The following is a 19,910-nucleotide window of genomic DNA, read 5'->3' on the forward strand; positions in this document are numbered from 1 at the left end:
AAAAAAGAATCTGGCAATTCTCCTACCTAAAAAGAAGGTTATAAACTAAGTACATCCAAGCTTTTAGCTTAACCAATTAAGTAGGGAGGCACAATTATTTGTAGGATGGGTTAGCGGTAGCGTAACATAATCGGGCGTTGGGTTTCATGCTTCAACCCAACCTACGTTCTGATCACTGAAAAAAGCTCCCCACTTCCCACTTCCCACTTCCCACTGATAACTGATAACTGATAACTGATAACTGATAACTTATTTCCAACCAGCGCGATTCATTACCTGTACTGCTTTGGCTAAATTAGGACCATAATTAGCCACACTAACGGTATCTTCTTTACCGCGTCCGAGTTTTGCCAGAACAGGATCTAAAGCAACGCCTCGAACGACGGGATATTCTTGATTACCCTTAGCAAAAAAGTTCTGTGCTTCATTGCTAGAAAGATACTCTAAAAATTTAATGGCCGATTCTCGATTGGGGGCGGTTTTAATTAAACCACCACCGCTAATATTAACGTGAGCGCCGCGCCCTGTTTGGTCGGGGAAAATTACGCCTACTTGGTCATAAATTGCCCGTTTAGCGGGGTCTTTTTCTTCGGCATACCCAGCTAAGTAATAGGTGTTAGCTAGGGCTAAATCGGCAATTCCTGCGGCGACAGCTTCGATTTGTGCCTTATCATTTCCCTGGGGTGAACGGGCAAAATTAGCCACTAATCCCCGACACCATTTTTCTGCGGCTGCTTCTCCTTGGATGTCGATTAACCAAGCGGTAAAAGATTGACTATAGATGTTACTAGATGACCGAGTGACGACTTTTCCTTTCCATTTGGGATTGGTTAAATCTGCATAGGAATCGATTTCTCTGGGGTTAACTCTGTCTTTGTTATACATGATTACCCGCAAGCGTTTACTAAACCCGAACCAGTGACCTTTGGGGTGACGCAAATTAGCGGGAATTCTTTGGGTGAGAATGCGGGAATTGACCGGGGCAAAAATTCCCTGTTGGTCGGCCCGCCATAATCTCCCGGCATCTACCGTCAGGAGTATATCGGCAGGACTATTGCGGCCTTCGCTTTTGATCCGTTCGATTAATGGGTCTGCTTCCCCTTCGACGAGGTTAATTTTTATTCCCGTTTGTCGGGTGAAGTTGTCATACAATCGTCGGTCGGTGTTGTAGTGACGGGAGGAATAGAGGTTTAATTGGTTAGTTTGGGCGGAAACCTCGTTTATTTTCCCTAATTGACCCACTGCTACCGCTAAGGTGGCTGTTCCTGCGCCTAGAAAGACTCTACGAGTTATTTTATCGTTCATTGCTCGATTCTTGGTAAAGTTGTCTTTTCCTATTGTACAGCTATTGAGAATAATTCTTATCTGTGCGAAAAATTATTTGTCGGGCTAGGGCGGTAGATGGGGTAAAATCAAGGTAAAATCAGGGTTTTTGGTTTTGATGGGGCTAATAAATCCTCGAATCTATCGCTAGTTAAGTTCAATAAGCCCAAAATGTTACCCTAAGCTCGATCGAGGGTATTGTGGAATAAAAGCAGCGAGAGTCAAGATAATGATCAACAGTGATCACCAACAAGCGATCGAGCTAATGTTAGCATCGGGAGACTATAATCAATTATTGTTATTTTGTCAGCAAGCACTGGCGGTTCATCCGGAAGTGACTGATTATTATCCCTATCTAGGATTAGCTTATCTGCTGCTAGGGCAGCAAGCAACAGCGCAAGAAATTTGGTTATTTTGGCTATTACAATCAGAGTCCAGTCAGGATTTAATTATGCTGCTCAAAAAAGAGATAATTAGAAATCTTGATTGCTGGCAGTTTGCCGAAGCTAAATTAATCTATATCCAGTGGCTAGAATTAGAAGAAATAGAAGGCGATGAAGAGATAGAAAATTATGCCCTGACGGTGATAAACTCCTGTCTTCAAGAGGTGCAAGAGGCAATTAATCGGCGAGAATATACTTTAGCTGAGGACTTTTACTTAAGAATTTTATCTTGGCGTGAACAATTAGCTTACATCTGGCACGATTTAGGATATTTATACTATATAATTAACCGACTAACAGAATCTTTTAACTGTTTGGCACGAGCCATCAACTTAGAGGAAAATCAAGCCTTATATCATTATACTATGGCCATGGTGCTAGAAAAACAATCCCGTTTAGATCTAGCTTTATCAGCTTATCAAAAAGCGATTGATCTCAAGGATAATTTTATCGATGCTTATAACAAACTGGGCAATTTATTTTATAAACTAGGGCAGCTAGAGTCAGCCGAAAAAATCTATCAGCAGGGAATTAATAAACAGGCTGATTTTTATCCTTTCTATATCAATTTAGGCAATGTCTATTTAGTTAAACAAGCTTGGACAGAGGCAAAAAATGCTTATAAAACAGTCCAACAACTGGCAGGAGATAGAGGAGAAATTAGTCAAAATCTCTCCCTTTGGGAAATTCTGCAAGCTGACCAAAAAAGAGCGAATATTTATTCAGGTGATTATTTTTATCAAAGAAAAATCTATCAATTAGCATTAAACTATTATCAAAAATTATTATCAATTAAAATAGAGGAGAGCAATTTTTATTTAAATTGCGCCCATTGCTATCTCATTCTTAAAGAAGAAAAACAAGCTTTAGAAGTGTATAAAAAAGGCATTGCCTATCATCCAGAAAATATTGATTTACATTTGCGCCTAATTTGGTTACTACAAAATAATTATCCGATCGAGGTGGCAATTCAAGCAACTAAATCGGCTTTAGAGTATCTTCCCGATCACCTATCTCTGAAGTTAGAATTAATGCGTTTAATGCCAATAGTTTACACAACTCAAGCCGATATTATGCAATATCGATCAAACTACGAGAAACAGTTAGATAATATCTTATCCAATCTTGATTTAACTACTACTACTAATCAACAACAGGATGCTTGGAAAAGTATTGGATTAAGAACTAACTTTTATCTTCAATATCAAGCTAAAAATGATTTAAAACTACAAAAAAAATATGGAGAATTGGTTTATAAAATTGCCTCGGTTAACTTTACTAATTCGGTGAAAAAGCCAACCATACCTACGCGAAAAATCCGCCTTGGCTATATTTCTGCTCACTTGCGTCATCACACAGTAGCGAAACTGTTTCAAGGATGGTTGCAGTGGCGAAATCGAGAGCAATTTGAAATTTACTGTTATGGAATAGATATTAATAACACCTGGGATAATTTTACCAAACAATATCAAGAGCAAAGTGATTATTTTTATCAATTTGATAATCTGGTCAATATAGAAAGAATTGCTCAACATATTTTAGATAATCAGTTACATATTCTGGTTTATTTAGATATTGGTATGGATGCTCGCACTACCCAACTAGCAGCATTGCGTTTAGCTCCAGTACAATGTGTAACTTGGGGCCATCCAATCACCTCAGGATTACCAACCCTTGATTATTTTATCTCCAGTGAATTAATGGAACCCACGGAGGGAGATAATCACTACAGTGAAAAATTAATTCGCTTATCTAATTTAGGTATTGCCTATGCTAAACCCTCGCTTCCTCCCCAGAGAAAAACTCGTTTAGAGATGGGATTAGCCGAGGATAAAATCATCTATTTAAACTGTCAGAGTTTATTTAAATATCTGCCAGAAAATGACGATATTTTTCCTAGAATTGCCCGACAAGTTCCCCACAGCCACTTTATTTTTATCTGTCATCGTAGCGAATTTGTGACCCATTGCTTTCAGTCGAGATTAAGTCAAGCTTTTGATAAGTATGGACTCAATTGGCAAGATTACGGGGTAATGATGCCACAATTAGAACAAAATGATTATTTTCAGCTTAACTTATTAGCAGACATCTATTTAGATAACTTAAGTTGGTCGGGGGGAAATACCACCTTAGAAGCAATTGCCTGTCAACTTCCAGTTGTTACCTGTCCGGGGGAATTTATGCGCGGAAGACATTCCTATGCTATCTTGAAAAAATTAGGCATAACCGAGACAATTGCTACGGATAAAAATCACTATATTGAAATTGCTATTCGTTTAGGTTTAGATAATCAATGGCGACAAACAATCAAAGATTATACTAAAATGAATATCGATACAGTATTTAATGATCGAACCTCTGTAGAAAGTCTAGAAAGATTTTATCAATCTGTAGTAGGAGAAGGTAAATAAAACTTTAGAGCTAGATAAAATTTTAAAAACTCACATCCGACTACCGACTCCCTAAAAGGAAAACTTCCTACCTGATCATTAAGATAACTGCTATAGTTGAAACCCGATTAAATTTTCGATCGCTTTGAGCAAATCTTGATTAGTCCAATTCTGGTACAGATAAGCGGCGATCGCACATCCCCCCGCACCGACTCCCTCTTTGACGAAACCCTGTTCATAAGCTTGCAAAACCGGGTATTTAGAGGCTGAAAAGTTTAATTGTGTGGCTAATAAAGGCACTTTTCCGATCATTCGGGCTAATCCCACCGTATCCCCCGTTTTATCTTCCGCTACCCAGCGAGTTGTGCCGACGATGATATTTTCCCAGTTAACGGGATAGGCATATTTAGCCACTAGAGCTTTAATTAGGGCAGAAACGGCTAACATTTGGGTTCCTCCGGCGAGGAGTACCCCACCCTGGCGACTGGCGGCGATGGCCATGCCAGCGACGAAAATCTGCTGAGGATCGCCTAGGGCGGCGATTACCTCAAAAGGATCAAAAATTTCTTTTCGGGCTAATCCCTGCTCAACTATTGCCCATTTCTGAGCATGATTGCACTGGGGATGGCTGCTGTTAACTTTGCCGTTGGCTCGATAACCCAATCCGGTGAGGATGGCGAGGGCGGTGGTGGTGCCACCGACCACACACTCGCCGATAATTAGATAACTAGACTGGCGGGCTAGTTTTTCTCCCCAAGCTAATCCTTGGGCGAACAGGTGTTTTACTATGTCGAAATCTAGGGCGCGGCCGGTGGAGAGACAACGGGCCGGTTGTCCCCCGAGTTCGATATAATCGACGGCCGGGGGCAAGGGTAAACCGGCGTTAAAAACGAGGACGGGAATGGCTAATTTTTCCACCACGGCCCGGGTAATATAGGCAGGGGAGGCTCCCACCGTTAGGGGGGGTAAGGGATAACGGGGATGGGGTGAAACTCCTTTAACGATAAATTCGGCATCGGCGATCGCTGTATATTTTCTATCTTCCGGGGTAGCACCGGCGGTGGAGATTCCGGGGATTAATCCCGTCTCGGTAAACCCCAAAACTAGGGCAAATATCGGAGAAGATTTTTGATGGCGCTCTAACCAATTTTGCCCCCGTTCGATTTCCGTGTAAATTTTAATCATCTGTTGATTTTGTCCTCTTACTTATCACTATTTCCCTCTCTCCATGAGATGATCTTTGATTTCAACATATTTAGAAAATAAGTTATCAATACTAGCCAGTTTTGCCCCGTATGCTAAGGCTGTAGCCATAATAATACGGTCAAAAGGATCTTTGTGAATGGGAGATAAATTAACGGCTCTAATGGCAATTTCGGGGGTAATTGAAAATATATCTATTTTAGCTACTGTTAAAGCTTGTTGAATCCACTCTTGAAGGGGATAACTTAATTCTAATCTCCCCCGTTGGTTAGCAAGGGCTATTTCATAGCAAGAAATGGGGGAAACTCCGAGAGATTCTGCTAACTCAAATTTTTCTAGCCAATGCTCGGGAAATCTGTCAAAATTGCCATTTATTAACCACAACCAAATATGAGTATCAAGCACAATTACTTCAGACATTCCCAATCTTCTTCATCTACAATAGGACTGACCATATCACCTAGTATTTTAGCTTTACCCACCATATTCTCAACTGGAAAATGACGTTTGAATAAGGATGGTTTTTCTTCTAATAAGTTGTTTTTGCTGGCGGTGAAATTTTTAATTAATTGATAAAGTTCATCTAGTTGTTCTTCAGGTAAATTATCAATTGCTGTTTGAATAAGTTCTTTAACAGTCATAGTTTTACTCTCTATTTTCTGAACTTGAGTTATACTATAACACAACGGTTCCTTCAATAAAGGGACTCATCTTGAGATTTTACCTAAAATACAGCAGACTAAAAAGACTCATTTAAACCGTTTATTCTTAGATTAGCGGAATCTCCCCTAATGCAAGAGTGCCTCGTCTCAAAAAGTAATTTAAACACTTAACAGCTTATGTCTCCCCTGTCTTCTGCAATTATCGATACTTGGCGACGTTTTTACCGAGATCCCCTGGCAACAATAGGAGCGATCGCATTAATGATAATTATTCTTGCTGTCCTATTCGGTCCGATTTTCTATCGGGTCCCCATCGATACCATCGATTTTAGTCAAACCACTGCTCCCCCTAGTTTAAAACATCTTTTCGGCACTAACGATCTGGGCCAGGATCAATTGGCGAGGATTTTGGTGGGGGGTCGAATTTCCCTAGCGGTGGGGATTGCTGCTATGATAGTCGCGATTATTCTAGGGACAGCGATCGGGGCTATTTCTGGGTTTTACGGGGGCGCAATCGATGGCTTATTGATGCGATTAACGGATTTATTCCTATCTTTGCCCCAATTACCCCTACTTTTACTGATTGTCTATCTATTTCGCGATAGCATCAAAAAAATCGCCGGACCGGAAACGGGTATTTTTATCCTCGTGGTTTTAGTAATCGGGGGTTTAAATTGGATGTCGGTGGCGCGATTGGTGCGGGGAAATTTCTTAAAATTACGCGAGATGGAGTTTATCTCGGCTGCGATTGCTTTGGGGGCCACTCCTTTCCGTTTAATCTGGGTGCATTTATTGCCTAATGTTTTGGGAATGATCATCGTGGCGGCTACTTTAGCGGTGGGTAATGCGATTATTACCGAGTCAACCCTGAGTTTTTTGGGTTTGGGTTTCCCCCCCGATGTGCCGACTTGGGGACAAATGTTATTTAAAGCTAAAGATTACTTGACAACTGCCCCCCACTTGGTGATTTTTCCGGCTCTGGCTATCGTGATCACAGTGTTAAGTATTAATTTTATCGGCGATGGTTTACGCGATGTCTTTGATCCTAATGTTTAAGGAAGCGTAGAAGTGGATAATTGCCGAAAATTACCCAGAACCCCTATGATGATCAGTAACGATGGTGAGGAAATAAATACTGTGAGTAGCGTAACTGTCATTAGCGATCAGAAGTTTGACCAAGAGGTTTTTGAGGTCGAAAAACCCGTTTTAGTCTATTTTTGGGCGAGTTGGTGCGGTCCGTGTCGTTTGGTATCCCCCTCGATCGATTGGGTGGCCAACACCTACGGCGAACGGCTAAAAGTAGTTAAACTAGAGGTGGACCCTAACCCCAACTCGGTGGCTAAATGTGATGTGAAAGGTGTTCCCGCTTTACGCATCTTTAAAGATAACGAAATTATTGCCACTCATGAAGGGGCGATCGGCAAACAACAATTACAATCTTTTATCGATACCTATGTCAGCTAATTAGGTATCCGTGGTTATGAATAACTTAACCCTAGCACACCGCTTACAGGCACTACAATCCAACGTTTTTGCCGATATGGATCGGGCAAAAGCTGCCAGTAGAGAAGCGGGTAATACCATTATCGATCTTTCGCTCGGTTCCTCCGATCTTGGTGCTGCTCCCCATGTTATCGATGCGATTGAGCGATCTCTCCACGATCCTCACACCCACGGCTATTTACTCCATAATGGTACGCGAGACTTCCGAATAACTGCCGCTAACTGGTATAGCGATCGCTTTGGTGTCCCCGTCGATCCGGAAACGGAGGTTTTACCCCTAATTGGTTCTCAGGAAGGCACGGCCCATCTACCTTTGGCCCTTCTCAACCCCGGGGATTTTGCTCTGCTCCTCGATCCGGGTTATCCCTCCCATTTGGGCGGTGTTGCCCTTGCTGGCGGTCAAATGTACGGAATGCCAATTTTGGCAAAAAATGACTTTCTGCCGGTTTTAGAGGACATTCCTGAGGCAGTGCTGGCACAATCGAAGCTGATGGTCTTGAGTTATCCCCATAATCCCACTACAGCGATCGCACCTTTGGCATTTTTCCAAAAAGCGGTTGATTTTTGCCGTCAGCATAATTTAGTTTTAATCCACGATTTTCCCTATCTAGACATCTTTTTTGCGGGAACATCGCCCCCCCCGTCAATTTTACAGGCCGATCGAGCTAAAACTAATTCGATCGAGTTTTTTACCTTTTCTAAGTCCTATAATATGGGCGGTTTTCGCATCGGTTTCGCCATTGGCAACCCGCAGTTAATTATGGCTTTGCGACAGATTAAAGCCATGGTTGATTTTAATCAGTATTTGGGCATCCTTAACGGTGCGATCGCTGCTTTAACCGGTAATCAAGATTCGGTCAAGGAAACCGTCGCTATCTTCCAAAAACGTCGGGATGTGTTTATTAATGCCCTAAATCGCATCGGTTGGCCGGTTGCCACTCCGGCCGCCACTATGTACGTTTGGGCGAAAATTCCCCCCAGTTGGCCGGGTAATTCCGTCGATTTTTGTCGGCAATTGGTGGCCCAAACCGGTGTCGCTGTTTCCCCGGGTTCCGGTTTTGGCAAGGGTGGCGAGGGTTATGTGCGTTTTGCCTTAGTTCACGATCCCGATATTCTAGAGGCTGCCGTGGAGAAAATTGGGGCTTTTTTGGGATAAAACCGATATTCTCAGCAGTAGTTATGCTGCAATCGATAACTTTCGCCTTGTTGCTGCTGATATTCCGGGTGATATTGGTAATGTGTCCACTCCCGAACCTTCTAGTATTATCGGACTAGGCATACTAGATGGTGGTTTAGTGGTGCGTCGCCTCGCTAAACGTCGTTAATCGCGCTTGGGGTGGGGGGATGAGCCAAAATTTTGCCAATTCGCCACCCTTTGCGGTTAAAAGCTTTAATTGTGCTGCTGTCTTTGTAATTGCTCGATAGTTGCGGGGGATAAATCGGTAAATCGGGCGATTTCTGGGATAGGAAAACCAGCAGATAGCATTTTTAGGGCAATTTGTCGAGCTTTTTCTTCTTTACCCGCTTGCAATCCTTTTTGTAGTCCCTTTTCCTCGCCTTCCTCTCTGCCTTCCTCTAAAATATCTTGATAGATGACGGATTCTCTCATAATGTCACTCCGAAGGATTTTTTTAATCGTCTCTCGATTGTAATTCCTCGATAGTTGCGGGGGATAAATCGGTAAATCGGGCGATTTCTGGGATAGAAAAGCCAGCAGATAGCATTTTTAGGGCAATTTGTCGAGCTTTTTCTTCTTTACCCGCTTGCAAGCCTTTTTTTAGTCCTTTTTCCTCGCCTTCCTCTAAAATATCTTGATAGATGACGGATTCTCTCATAATGTCACTCCGAAGGATTTTTTTAATCGTCTCTCGATTTAATACTAACCCGGCGAGAATACTGGTAGCGGCAGCGAGATTGCTTTGCACCTGTTTTTCGGGGATAGTTTCTAAAGAACGGGACACCTGACTTAACACCTGTTCGGGGTCATCGGTATTGCTGAGGATGGCAAAGGGTAATAAACCGGGATGATGAAAAAATTGTGGTGTATTTTCTTCCCAAAGACGGATGACTTGAAAGGAATGAAAGGTTTCCCCCAGACGGAAAGTATTTTCTTGCACTAGGGGGGAATCACTGCGTCGCAGATAAATTACCACTTGACGCATTTGTTTTTGGGGATGACGACGATAGACGCGAATGCGATAATCGAGCATTCGGAAGGGAATTTTGGAGTCGGGGTCGGTTTGAAACTCGGTATGGAGAATCAATTCCTCTGACTGCAAAAAAATCAGGGAATCGGCACGAATGGGGTCTAATTGTAATTCCGTCGGGTCGAGGACGGTTAAGGGGAGGGGAGAACCCAATAACCAAGTGGCTAGATCATCGGAGAAGTTTTCGGCGATAAATTTACAAATATTATCAAACATCGTGAGCGTTTTGTCTTTGTAATTCCTCGATAGTTGCGGGGGATAAATCGGTAAATCGGGCAATTTCTGGGATAGAAAAGCCAGCAGATAGCATTTTTAGGGCAATTTGTCGGGCTTTTTCTTCTTTACCTTCTTGTCGTCCTTCTTGCAGTCCTTCTTGTCGTCCTTCTTGTCGTCCTTTTTCCTCGCCTTCCTCTCTGCCTTCCTCTAAAATATCTTGATAGATGACGGATTCTCTCATAATGTCACTCCGAAGAATATTTTTAATCGTCTCTCGATTGTAATTCCTCGATCGCGTCGGGGGATAAATCGGTAAATCGGGCGATTTCTGGGATAGAAAAGCCAGCAGATAGCATTTTCAGGGCAATTTGTCGAGCTTTTTCTTCTTTACCTTTTTGTAGTCCCTTTTCCTCGCCTTCCTCTAAAATATCTTGATAGATGACGGATTCTCTCATAATGTCACTCCGAAGGATTTTTTTAATCGTCTCTCGATTTAATACTAACCCGGCGAGAATACTGGTAGCGGCAGCGAGATTGCTTTGCACCTGTTTTTCGGGGATAGTTTCTAAAGAACGGGACACCTGACTTAACACCTGTTCGGGGTCATCGGTATTGCTGAGGATGGCAAAGGGTAATAAACCGGGATGATGAAAAAATTGTGGTGTATTTTCTTCCCAAAGACGGATGACTTGAAAGGAATGAAAGGTTTCCCCCAGACGGAAAGTATTTTCTTGCACTAGGGGGGAATCACTGCGTCGCAGATAAATTACCACTTGACGCATTTGTTTTTGGGGATGACGACGATAGACGCGAATGCGATAATCGAGCATTCGGAAGGGAATTTTGGAGTCGGGGTCGGTTTGAAACTCGGTATGGAGAATCAATTCCTCTGACTGCAAAAAAATCAGGGAATCGGCACGAATGGGGTCTAATTGTAATTCCGTCGGGTCGAGGACGGTTAAGGGGAGGGGAGAACCCAATAACCAAGTGGCTAGATCATCGGAGAAGTTTTCGGCGATAAATTTACAAATATTATCAAACATTGTCAGGGATTACTTTCCGTTTCTCCTAGGATACCCTCGGTCGCCGGTGTTGACATCCTGTATTCGCCGTAACTGTTGCCGAAGAGAATCGTAGCGCAGAATACATTATAGACAAAATTCAACTTTAATTATGGACTAATTGTATAAATATCGGCAAATTTGTCACATATTCCCAGAAATTTCTTGACAATTGCTAGAGGAAGGGAGTAGATTACAATCACATCAATTTTATGAAGCTTTATGTCATTAGAAAAACTTATCAACCATGGGGGGGGGGAGAAGCATAGCTTATCAAAGGCTCTGCTCAAATCCTTTTCCCTAGCCACGGTTTTTACCACTACCCTTGTGCTGAGTTCGGTATCTTCCGCCGAAGCTTTCACTACTTTCACTAATCGCACCGCTTGGCAAGCTGCCGTCGATGCCATCGCTGGCAGTGTCACCACCACCGATACTTTTACCAACAACATCGCCTCTGCTCAAACAATAACACTGGATTCGGGCATCGTTTCGGCGAATTCCTTTCCACCCGCAGTTGCGTATGGGGATAATAGCGTTGGTGGAGGACTTTTCAACAATGCCACTGATGGAGATGCGAGTGGTGCTTCCGCAACTATCACTTGGACTTTTCCCTCACCTGTGTTTGCCTTCGGAGCGGATTTTAAAGGTACTGCGGCTGGCGGGCTAAACCTAACGGGAAATTTCGATGGTACAGGAAACCAAACTCTGCTTGTGAATGACAGTATCGGCGGACCAGACGGCTTTCTGGGCATTATTGGTAACGCAAACTTTAGCTCGATCGTCTTTGGGAATAATACAACTTTCTTCGATTCCTTCCAGATCGATAGCGCTTCTTTTGCCTCTGTTGCCTCTGTTCCCGTCGCAGTTCCTGAACCTGGTATGATCACAGGATTGGTGTTCTTAGGTGGTGGTTTAGTGGTGCGTCGCCTCGCTAAACGTCGTTAATCGCGCTTGGGGTGGGGAGATGAGCCAAATTTTGCCAATTCCCCACCCTTTGCAGTTAAAAGCTTTAATTGCGCTGCTGTCTTTGTAATTGCTCGATTGCGTCGGGGGATAAATCGGTAAATCGGGCAATTTCTGGGATAGAAAAGCCAGCAGATAGCATTTTTAGGGCAATTTGTCGAGCTTTTTCCTCTTTGCCTTCCTCTTTGCCTTCCTCTAAAGCTTCTTGATAGACTTTAGTTTCCCTTAAATCACTTAAACTAAACATTTTTTCAATCTCCTTACGGTTTAATTTGGGCAATTTATAAATGAGAATTGTCTCGATTAATTCCAGAATGTCCTCTCTTTTTAAAGACTCCTGAAATTGTTGCTTAAATTGTTGAATCTAAGGCTTTTTTCTTTAATTTAACCATTGCCGCAAATCTTCTAAATCCGAAAACCCCAACAACGCAAGAGCTAAATTATCCAGTTGATTAGGATTTAATTGTTTAATTTTTTGTTCTACCTTTAAAGGAATAGAACCGAGTTTTAAGTTTAGCTGACGCAAAATTAGGCTTTTTTTAGCGGATAATTCTCCTTCCTCCAAAGCTTCTTGATAGACTTTAGTTTCTCTTAAATCACTTAAACTAAACATTTTTTCAATCTCCTTACGGTTTAATTTGGGCAATTTATAAATGAGAATTGTCTCGATTAATTCCAGAATGTCCTCTCTTTTTAAAGACTCCTGAAATTGTTGTCTAACTTGTTGAATCAGTTCTTTTCCTTGAGCTAAGGTATTTTGTTCCGATTCCACAATTAATTGTAACACTTTTACCCCCAGAGAATCCCCCTCATCTAACTGATTCAGATAATAACAGTTAACCCGGCCTGACTCAAAGAATTCTTGATAACGAGATTTGGGACTATTTTCAATTTCCCGATGGGGATAAATGATCACCCCTTGCCAATTGTTCTTACTCTCACTTTGATGAAAATAGAGAAATATTTCACTAAAAAAGCGCGAGTAAAACCGTTCATCTTTTTGAAATTGTACCTCAACAAAGTAAATCGGATCATTGAGGTTATCGGGAAGAAAAACCCCATCTAAACGAAAAGCGAGTTGTTTAACTTCTAGGGAGGAAAATTGATAATGATTGACGGTTTCTGGGGGAAGATTGAGCAAATCAAAGAAACTTTCAGGAAAAGTCTCAAAGAGACGATAGAAAATACTGTCCGTTTTCACTCAATTTTGTCCCTCATTGACTTGTGGTACTTGTTCAATTTCTCAGTCTAAAGCTTGGGGATAGGAAAGCCAGCAGATAGCATTTTTAGGGCAATTTGTCGAGATTTCTCTTCTTTGCCCTTTTCCTCTCCTTTCTCTAAAATGTCTCGATTTAGAGGATTTTTTCTAAACCGTAAACGAGGGATTGCAGCTGAGTAACTTTGCGGATAGAAAGGAGAACCCCCGGCATATAACAGGAGCGATCGCTGGTATCGTGACGAAGGGTATAGATTTCTCCAGGAGAACCGAAAATGACTTCCTGGTGAGCAATTAAACCGGGTAAACGCACGCTATGAATACGGATGTTCTCAGCAGTTAAACCGCCTCTAGCACCGGGGATGGTTTCTTTTTCGGAAACTTGGGCAGGATTAAAGGTTTTACCTAATTCGGCCAGTAATTCGGCGGTTTTAATGGCTGTGCCACTGGGTGCGTCTGCTTTTTGATTGTGATGCAGTTCGATAATTTCCACATGATCAAAGTAGCGGGATGCTTGCACGGCAGCCTGTTGTAGTAAAACCATGCCAATGGAAAAATTGGGGATAACTAAACAGCCAGTGCTGGCTTTTTCGGCAAATTCGGCTAAATCTTGCAGTTGTGCCGCCGATAATCCCGTAGTTCCCACCACGGGACGCACTCCATAGGCGATCGCACTGCGGGTATTGTCATAAACACCGTCGGGATGGGTAAAATCCACCATTACCCCCTGCACTTTTTCCTGAGTTGCCAGGACTAAAACACTCTGTAAATCGTCGAGAATCGGCACTTCTAGGGGTTCACAACCGGCCACTTCCCCCACATCCTGACCTCGAAAAGCTGGATTTCGATCGACTGCACCCACTAAGATCATATCGTCGGCACGAGCAACGGCTTTAATAACTTCCCGTCCCATTTTGCCGGCTGCACCGTTGACAACTACGGGAATCGGGCCTCTATTTTCGGTCATAGTTAATTATTCTCCTTATATGTAGGGATTATGGACTGTTGGGGTGGAGGGGTATTTCAGGGACAAAGGAAAAAACCCCAACACCTAACCCCCTGTTGCCTAATCACTGAATCAATTATCCGTTTTCTCGCGCACAACGATCGAGGGGTAGTTATGAGAAAATCGTGATTATTTAGGGAGAATATGGGTTTTTAACCCTCCATGCCATGCTTAAACTGTCGTTTTCAGGGATTGGAAGAAGGGCAAAAATATCAGGCGTACAGTGTAAAAGTGAGAAGGTCTAGAGCATTCTACATTTTGCGCTGTTCCTACGTCAATGGTGCTTTGTCTGGGTGATATTTTGGCAAATGTGAGTGTATCCTTAACCATATTTTATCACCTCAAACTAATCAACTTATTATTTGGCGAGTTCTAGCAGTTGTAAAAATTAATTGCTCGCTGAATTTTGATGATAAGATATAGCGTTTCCTAAGCTAGTGAGGTACACCTATTTTTCTTCCCTTTTGCCTTTTGCCTGTTGCCTTTTGCCTAAAACCCATAACTTTTGTACCTCAGCAGAGTGAAAAACGCTATAAATTTTTAGTGATCACTTTCCACGCCCACTTTAAGGGTTTTCTGTTTTCCAATGCTTTTACAGAAACGGCAACAGTATCCATACTATTTAACTGCAACAATTGATATCCTCGTGCGCTCAAGAGACTCCGAGCGGATATCCTATCGCTATCGGAAAGATGTTTATGCTCGTACAGGATTAAACTAGGCTGAAACCGATCAATATCTATCATTTTCAGTACCTCGTAATCGAATCCCTCCGTATCTATGTGGATTAAATCTACAGTGCGAACCGAGTTCCGGTTACATAATTCTTCAAACGTTATACATTCCACTTGAGTTTTCCGAATTCGTTGTTCTAGTTCTGGGATAAAATCAATATGCTTTAAGACATGAGATAAGGAAAATGAACCGATTTGATCGTACCAAACAGGCAAAGGGGAATCTGTCTCTTCAACATAGTAGAAGTCTTTAAACCCGTTTACCTCGGCAATCGCTACATTTTCCAACTTAAATCGACCATAATCACCATATTTGGAGCATAATCTTTTGAATACATAGTCAACGGGTTCTATCATAATTCCACACCAACGTTTATCTAGCAGAAAATAACGTAGGGGATCACCGTAGCTAGAATCGTTTGAACCTACTTGAACAAAGAAAATATGCGCTTGTGAAATGGATAAACTATACAGCAGTGTATCGAGCTTATCCTTAAAGATTTTGTAGCGAAGACTAGGTGATTTAAAAATGCTCCAGAACTTTGACTGTTTGTCCGATCTTTTGCCGACTAATCGAGAGATATAAGTTTTAAGTTTTGCAAGTATCATGGCTAAAAAATTATAACTTTTGCTAGAAAATATTAGAACTAAATGATTTGGTTTTGAAATAGGCTAGAGCCTTGTTAAAATATCGTTCTAATCTTTTTTTCCATGCCTCTTTCGGTCGCCATCCAGACCAATCCGTTCGATCTAAGTATTCAAAAAATTGCTTTTCTGTATCCCTTAACGGAGAGAATTTAAATTTCCAAGGTTTATCATCTGATGCAAAATGTATTAGATAAGGAGCTTCCATAACCTGATGATAAACTTCCTCGGAAAAATGACTTTCTTGCCAAGAAGAAAATTTATTAGGAAGTTGATTCCAGCGTGGATCCAGTTTCCCCCAACAGCCCGCCAAAATAGCGTTGAGACCGTCCTGATCCCAGTAACGGAGACGGCTCCCATTTTCCTCTAGATAATTAATAACTTTAAAAGACATATCGTCTTCTCGCCATTTTTTTAAATTAAGAATCATTACCCCAGAGTTAAAATATGGCGTATCTGGGGGTATTTGAAGTTCTTGATAAGTTTTTAAGCCATTTTTACTTGACACTAGAGGACATCCCATATCTTGCACCGCAAATAAATATTGATTATCAATATCAATTTTCCATAAATTGTTTAAATCTTCTTTCAAAATTAAATCACAATCTAGATAAATAACTTTCTCAATCGACGGGGGTAAGAGATAAGGAATTAATAAACGATAGTAAGCGGCAATAGTAACATGACCCCAAGTCGGAAGTTTTTCCACGATTGTAAAGAACGCTGCTTCTTGAGGCTTTAGCCAGTTAAGTACCACTTCAACTTCTAATTTTTGTAGGGACCGAATCACCTTTTTTTTATTAGCATTGGTAATTCCTCCATCAATAACATAAATAAAAGCTTTCCCCTCTTTCAGGTTCTCTGCCAAGGAGTAAAGCATTACGCCAAGAGGAATTGCGTAATTGTTGTCCGCAGCACAGACGACTGTGGGTGTTTTAGTATTTTGCATTATCAACTCTTCGTGTCTTACAAGTTTAAATTCCATAGAAACAAGGTCAAAGAATCGCTTCTCTATTAGACATCTCTAAAAATTATAACCCAATTACAGCTTGCTTTTATGCTCTGTCCTAATTTAAAATAGTTCAATGGCTGAAATGTATATCTATCTTGGCTAATTCAATTTCACCGCAAAAATATAGGACAATTAAAATCATTTCTATTTGGGTAAGTTTCTTAACTAGAAAGACTTTTAGCCTTTTGACGATGACGGCTCGCCTCCTCCAGATAACTGCTATCGCAATGATGAGGGGAGCGGGATGAGCGAATCGGATTTGGCAAAAACTTCAGGGCGATCAGTGAGAACTACAAAAGGGCTATTATCAGCTATAGTACGAATATCCTCGGCGAGGGTAAGGGCATGATCTCGATATTTCTTCCCGACAGCTAGGGTGACGAAACAAATTTTCCTATCGATCAAACTCATAGGCTACTGTTGGTATTGTCTTGAACTGCCGCACACTCAGCGAGAATGCCACCACAGTTTACCATAGACCCATTGATCCGTCAAGATCGAATTGAGAGATAAATCTCCCGGTGCTTCCCCTGCCCCTTCTGCTCTCCCGGCTTGTCTCCACTGATCCTTTTAAAATTGACAGAGTAAATCTATCGGTTAAGTGGGATTGCCACGCCCCCCCTCTGGGAACCGCCTTCAATCGAATGATTGCCCGCCACAGTCAGCCATAAGGCAGCAAAAACTTTTCTTTTTGTTCCATTAAGCTTTGTTAACCGACTATTTACAATAAAGCCATTTCCCCCACTACTTCCAAGCGGGTATAACTGCCGATTGTCAGGAATTTTTCCGAGAGAGATTCGGCCACATTGGGAGTAATCCAGCCTAACTGTTTAAGAATTTGCAAAGCGGCGGCATATTTAGCCCGTTTGGAACCATCTAGGGCTTTAATCGCTAATCCTAAACCTTCACCGACGCGCCCGATACATTGAATCCCTTCGGCCCCAGCTTTACTGACGATTTCTCCTTGGCTAACCTGCATTAATTCCGTATCAAAAGCCCCTTCTCCTGCTACCATGCGGGGATGATAGGTCATCGCCCGGACGATTCTTTCTAAGTCTAAACGGTTGCCAGAGGCTAACTGGGCGTAGAGATGGGCCATTTGCCCCAACTGCATTGAATAGGTGGGCGCACCGCAGTCATCGTGGGCGCTGATTAATTCATCCCCCGGCATCCCCAATAATTCGGCAATTTTGCTTAAAATTAGCTTCTGTATCTGACTAGAACGCCGGAGATAGCTATTTAACGGCCAGCCGCGCTGTTGACACACCGCTAACATCCCGGCGTGTTTACCAGAACAATTGTACTGGAGGCGACTGCGTTTACCTTCGGGGAGGGGACATAGCAGGGCGTTGGGATCGATATCGGCGCGCCAGAGAATATTAAAGACTTGACGGGCGTGTTCCACCGTGCCTTGGTGAGAACTACAGATAATGGCTAGATCCTTATCGTTAAGATCGTAGCGTTCGAGGGTGCCGGTACTGATGACAGCCAGTGCTTGAAAAGGTTTCAGGGCCGAACGAATAAAGGCGCTAGTTTCGGCGCTGCCGGCGGTGGATAATACCCGGCCGCGGTCATCGCAAATAGCGGCCTCGACATGATGGACCGATTCAATAATGCCTTCCCGGAGGAGATGAATTTCTAAGCGGTGGGTTGGTGTACGTTTTACCCTATTCATTCAGATTGGTTGCGGTTAGTGAGTGAAAAATAGCCAGAAAAGACCACTGATAGCGACAATTGCCCCTAGAATTAGGGCGGTTTTTTGTAAACGCTGGAGAATGGGCTGGATTTGATAGGAGACGATTAAACGATCGCGGGTTAAAATAGCGGCGGTTTTTGTCCAGATTTGGCCATCATACCAGCCCGACTCTTCATAAAATACTTTCTCCGATTGCAGGCGGTCATAGACGTAGATCCAGCCTAAATACAAGCGCAATAACACCAATCCTACCAAAATTGTCGAGCCAAAAATCCCCGCGCAGAAGAAGAGAAAAGGGGCCTTTTTCAGGGGAAAACTAGCGGCGGCAATCGGTCCGACAATTAACCATGTCCACAACCATAACCAGACAATTTTTTTTGTATAAGAGGCTACATCTAGCGTTGCCCAACGGAAAAACCAAGATTCTTTTAATTGTTCGTACTCGTTAACCGGTTGCTGTTCTTCCGGGACGGGACAGAAATCAAGGGAGGATTTCATGGATTCTACTCCTCCAAATGGTCGCTAGGTAGAGGAATCCGTTGAGCATGACCCCAAAATGCTTCTAAATTATAAAATTCTCGCTCTTTTGGCAAAAAGATATGGACAATGATAGCGCCATAATCCATCAGGATCCAGCTACCTTCGCTTTTTCCTTCCACTTGTCGGGGGGATTGTTGCCATTCTAGTTCCATAGCGGCTTCGATCGCATCCTCGATCGCTCGCACTTGAGTGGTAGAATAGCCGGTAATAATCAGAAAATAATCGGTTAAATAACAGATATCGGCGACTTTCAGGATGGCGATGTCCCCTGCTTTCTTGTCCTCGGCAGCGGTAACAATTGTCTCTAGAAAATTTTCGGTCTTGAGATTTTCGGCGACAGGGGTAATAATTCCAGTGGGATTGGTCATTCAGGTTGTGGTTATCCTTTGGCTGAGGTGGTTGTAAGCGAGTCTTGAGATTATGTTAATCAATGGGTTTAGTTTTTGTTGGTTGTTCTTTAACAATTTGTAACGCCCAGTTGCGCGTTAGCACGGTGCGGGGATGAATGGGACAATGGCTACTTAAAAGATATTTTAGGGAATAATCGCAGGTTTGTTGAACGCTTTTATGGAGATTTTGATAGCTGAGTTGTCGTAGGGCGTTTAATTCGGGTGTATCGCCGCGATTGGGTTCCAAGGCATCGGCAATAAAGACTATACAGCTAAGATCGCTCATATTGGGTTTACCGAGGGTATGATTGCGAATTGCTTCGAGAATTTCCTCATCGGTAACGTTAAATTCTTTTTGGGCGACAACTGCACTGACATCGGCGTGGAGTAAGTGGGGATGGGATGCACAGATATTATCCACGTCTATTCCCGCCGATTCCGCCATTTTTAGCAGTTTTTTGGGCTTGAAAAATTTAGCCAGATCGTGCATTAACCCGGCTTGCCCTGCTTGGACGGTATCGAGATCGTGATGACGAGCTAAATCAATACACATGGTCTCCACACCAAGAATATGGCGCAGACGGTGTTCGTTGACGTTTTCTTTTAACCAGTCGATAACTTGCTGTCGCATCTTTTTTTTGCCCTTGTGGAACCCCAAAACGATTGTAACAATTACTATACAATTTTGCCTATCGCTTCAA

General features: G+C 42.5%; 22 protein-coding genes and 2 pseudogenes. 6 read left to right on the plus strand and 18 right to left on the minus strand.

Translation table 11 applies throughout. The features are described from left to right. Nucleotides 1–249: 249 nt before the first annotated feature. Nucleotides 250–1,305 carry a Fe(3+) ABC transporter substrate-binding protein gene (locus myaer_RS06095; protein ID WP_046661411.1) on the minus strand — a complete coding sequence of 352 codons (1,056 nt, stop codon included), beginning with the start codon at nt 1,303–1,305 and terminating at the stop codon, nt 250–252. A 247-nt stretch (nt 1,306–1,552) separates the two neighbouring features. On the opposite strand from myaer_RS06095, the gene myaer_RS06100 reads away from it, so the two are divergent. Then, complete coding sequence (locus myaer_RS06100; RefSeq protein ID WP_046661412.1) at nt 1,553–4,177, plus strand: tetratricopeptide repeat protein; 2,625 nt, start codon at nt 1,553–1,555, stop codon at nt 4,175–4,177. A 90-nt stretch (nt 4,178–4,267) separates the two neighbouring features. Here the strand turns inward: myaer_RS06100 and cobT are convergent, their stop codons facing one another. From cobT to myaer_RS06115, 3 genes are read right to left on the minus strand one after another with little or no spacing between them, the layout of a single operon-like run. Next, entirely contained in the window at nt 4,268–5,341 is a 1,074-nt protein-coding gene (gene cobT, locus myaer_RS06105; RefSeq protein ID WP_046661413.1) for a nicotinate mononucleotide-dependent phosphoribosyltransferase CobT, read from the minus strand. Between the two features lie 27 nt (nt 5,342–5,368). Beyond that, nucleotides 5,369–5,779, minus strand: coding sequence for a type II toxin-antitoxin system VapC family toxin (locus myaer_RS06110; protein WP_002738349.1), 411 nt, complete (start codon nt 5,777–5,779; stop codon nt 5,369–5,371). Continuing rightward, nucleotides 5,767–6,000: a hypothetical protein gene (locus tag myaer_RS06115; RefSeq protein WP_002739069.1), complete on the minus strand. Its 234-nt coding sequence runs from the start codon at nt 5,998–6,000 to the stop codon at nt 5,767–5,769. Before myaer_RS06115 ends, myaer_RS06110 begins: the two co-directional genes overlap by 13 nt. Nucleotides 6,001–6,198: 198 nt before the next feature. On the opposite strand from myaer_RS06115, the gene myaer_RS06120 reads away from it, so the two are divergent. The 4 genes and pseudogenes from myaer_RS06120 to myaer_RS22640 all read left to right on the plus strand — a co-directional run. Further along, nucleotides 6,199–7,077, plus strand: coding sequence for an ABC transporter permease (locus myaer_RS06120; RefSeq protein ID WP_046661414.1), 879 nt, complete (start codon nt 6,199–6,201; stop codon nt 7,075–7,077). Between the two features lie 45 nt (nt 7,078–7,122). Further along, the gene (locus tag myaer_RS06125; protein ID WP_008203477.1) at nt 7,123–7,485 is read left to right on the plus strand and encodes a thioredoxin family protein; all 363 of its coding nucleotides are present in this window, start codon (nt 7,123–7,125) and stop codon (nt 7,483–7,485) included. 16 nt (nt 7,486–7,501) lie between these two features. After that, nucleotides 7,502–8,680 (plus strand): LL-diaminopimelate aminotransferase, encoded by a 1,179-nt coding sequence (locus myaer_RS06130; protein ID WP_046661415.1) that lies wholly within the window; start codon nt 7,502–7,504, stop codon nt 8,678–8,680. 88 nt (nt 8,681–8,768) lie between these two features. Further along, a pseudogene (locus myaer_RS22640) lies at nt 8,769–8,849 on the plus strand (PEP-CTERM sorting domain-containing protein); the annotation flags it as partial. 65 nt (nt 8,850–8,914) lie between these two features. On the opposite strand, the gene myaer_RS06140 reads toward myaer_RS22640, so the two are convergent. The 4 genes from myaer_RS06140 to myaer_RS06155 are packed head-to-tail and all read right to left on the minus strand — an operon-like array spanning nt 8,915 to nt 10,990. Beyond that, nucleotides 8,915–9,133 (minus strand): helix-turn-helix domain-containing protein, encoded by a 219-nt coding sequence (locus myaer_RS06140; protein ID WP_046661417.1) that lies wholly within the window; start codon nt 9,131–9,133, stop codon nt 8,915–8,917. Nucleotides 9,134–9,155: 22 nt separating this feature from the next. Further along, nucleotides 9,156–9,947 carry an Rpn family recombination-promoting nuclease/putative transposase gene (locus tag myaer_RS06145; RefSeq protein ID WP_046661418.1) on the minus strand — a complete coding sequence of 264 codons (792 nt, stop codon included), beginning with the start codon at nt 9,945–9,947 and terminating at the stop codon, nt 9,156–9,158. Beyond that, complete coding sequence (locus myaer_RS06150) at nt 9,940–10,188, minus strand: helix-turn-helix domain-containing protein (RefSeq protein WP_046661419.1); 249 nt, start codon at nt 10,186–10,188, stop codon at nt 9,940–9,942. The genes myaer_RS06145 and myaer_RS06150 overlap by 8 nt, the downstream gene beginning before the upstream one ends. Nucleotides 10,189–10,210: 22 nt before the next feature. Next, nucleotides 10,211–10,990, minus strand: coding sequence for an Rpn family recombination-promoting nuclease/putative transposase (locus myaer_RS06155; RefSeq protein ID WP_046661420.1), 780 nt, complete (start codon nt 10,988–10,990; stop codon nt 10,211–10,213). Between the two features lie 240 nt (nt 10,991–11,230). On the opposite strand from myaer_RS06155, the gene myaer_RS06160 reads away from it, so the two are divergent. Next, nucleotides 11,231–11,953: a hypothetical protein gene (locus myaer_RS06160; RefSeq protein ID WP_046661421.1), complete on the plus strand. Its 723-nt coding sequence runs from the start codon at nt 11,231–11,233 to the stop codon at nt 11,951–11,953. A gap of 64 nt (nt 11,954–12,017) precedes the next feature. Here the strand turns inward: myaer_RS06160 and myaer_RS21905 are convergent, their stop codons facing one another. The 10 genes and pseudogenes from myaer_RS21905 to yqeK all read right to left on the minus strand — a co-directional run bounded on the left by myaer_RS21905 (nt 12,018) and on the right by yqeK (nt 19,840). Next, a complete protein-coding gene (locus myaer_RS21905; RefSeq protein WP_052734165.1) occupies nt 12,018–12,218 on the minus strand; it encodes a hypothetical protein in 201 nt (66 codons plus the stop codon). A gap of 6 nt (nt 12,219–12,224) precedes the next feature. After that, nucleotides 12,225–12,335 (minus strand): annotated as a pseudogene (locus tag myaer_RS22315) (DUF2887 domain-containing protein); the annotation flags it as partial. A gap of 15 nt (nt 12,336–12,350) precedes the next feature. Further along, nucleotides 12,351–13,172 (minus strand): Rpn family recombination-promoting nuclease/putative transposase, encoded by an 822-nt coding sequence (locus tag myaer_RS06170; protein ID WP_046661422.1) that lies wholly within the window; start codon nt 13,170–13,172, stop codon nt 12,351–12,353. Nucleotides 13,173–13,323: 151 nt separating this feature from the next. Continuing rightward, nucleotides 13,324–14,154 carry a 4-hydroxy-tetrahydrodipicolinate reductase gene (dapB, locus tag myaer_RS06175; protein ID WP_046661423.1) on the minus strand — a complete coding sequence of 277 codons (831 nt, stop codon included), beginning with the start codon at nt 14,152–14,154 and terminating at the stop codon, nt 13,324–13,326. Nucleotides 14,155–14,723: 569 nt separating this feature from the next. Further along, nucleotides 14,724–15,536, minus strand: coding sequence for an FkbM family methyltransferase (locus myaer_RS06180; RefSeq protein WP_046661424.1), 813 nt, complete (start codon nt 15,534–15,536; stop codon nt 14,724–14,726). 22 nt (nt 15,537–15,558) lie between these two features. After that, on the minus strand, nt 15,559–16,557 hold the full coding sequence (locus myaer_RS06185) for a glycosyltransferase family 8 protein (RefSeq protein WP_046661425.1): 999 nt from the start codon (nt 16,555–16,557) through the stop codon (nt 15,559–15,561). Between the two features lie 748 nt (nt 16,558–17,305). After that, nucleotides 17,306–18,259, minus strand: coding sequence for an asparaginase (locus tag myaer_RS06190; RefSeq protein WP_046661426.1), 954 nt, complete (start codon nt 18,257–18,259; stop codon nt 17,306–17,308). 15 nt (nt 18,260–18,274) lie between these two features. After that, nucleotides 18,275–18,778 (minus strand): CGLD27 family protein, encoded by a 504-nt coding sequence (locus myaer_RS06195; RefSeq protein WP_002763155.1) that lies wholly within the window; start codon nt 18,776–18,778, stop codon nt 18,275–18,277. A 5-nt stretch (nt 18,779–18,783) separates the two neighbouring features. Next, nucleotides 18,784–19,188 carry a ribosome silencing factor gene (rsfS, locus tag myaer_RS06200; RefSeq protein WP_046661427.1) on the minus strand — a complete coding sequence of 135 codons (405 nt, stop codon included), beginning with the start codon at nt 19,186–19,188 and terminating at the stop codon, nt 18,784–18,786. Between the two features lie 55 nt (nt 19,189–19,243). Then, nucleotides 19,244–19,840 carry a bis(5'-nucleosyl)-tetraphosphatase (symmetrical) YqeK gene (gene yqeK, locus myaer_RS06205; protein WP_046661428.1) on the minus strand — a complete coding sequence of 199 codons (597 nt, stop codon included), beginning with the start codon at nt 19,838–19,840 and terminating at the stop codon, nt 19,244–19,246. Nucleotides 19,841–19,910: the final 70 nt, after the last annotated feature.

Origin of the sequence: Microcystis aeruginosa NIES-2549 (genome assembly GCF_000981785.2) — a bacterium.
Lineage (GTDB): Bacteria > Cyanobacteriota > Cyanobacteriia > Cyanobacteriales > Microcystaceae > Microcystis > Microcystis aeruginosa_C.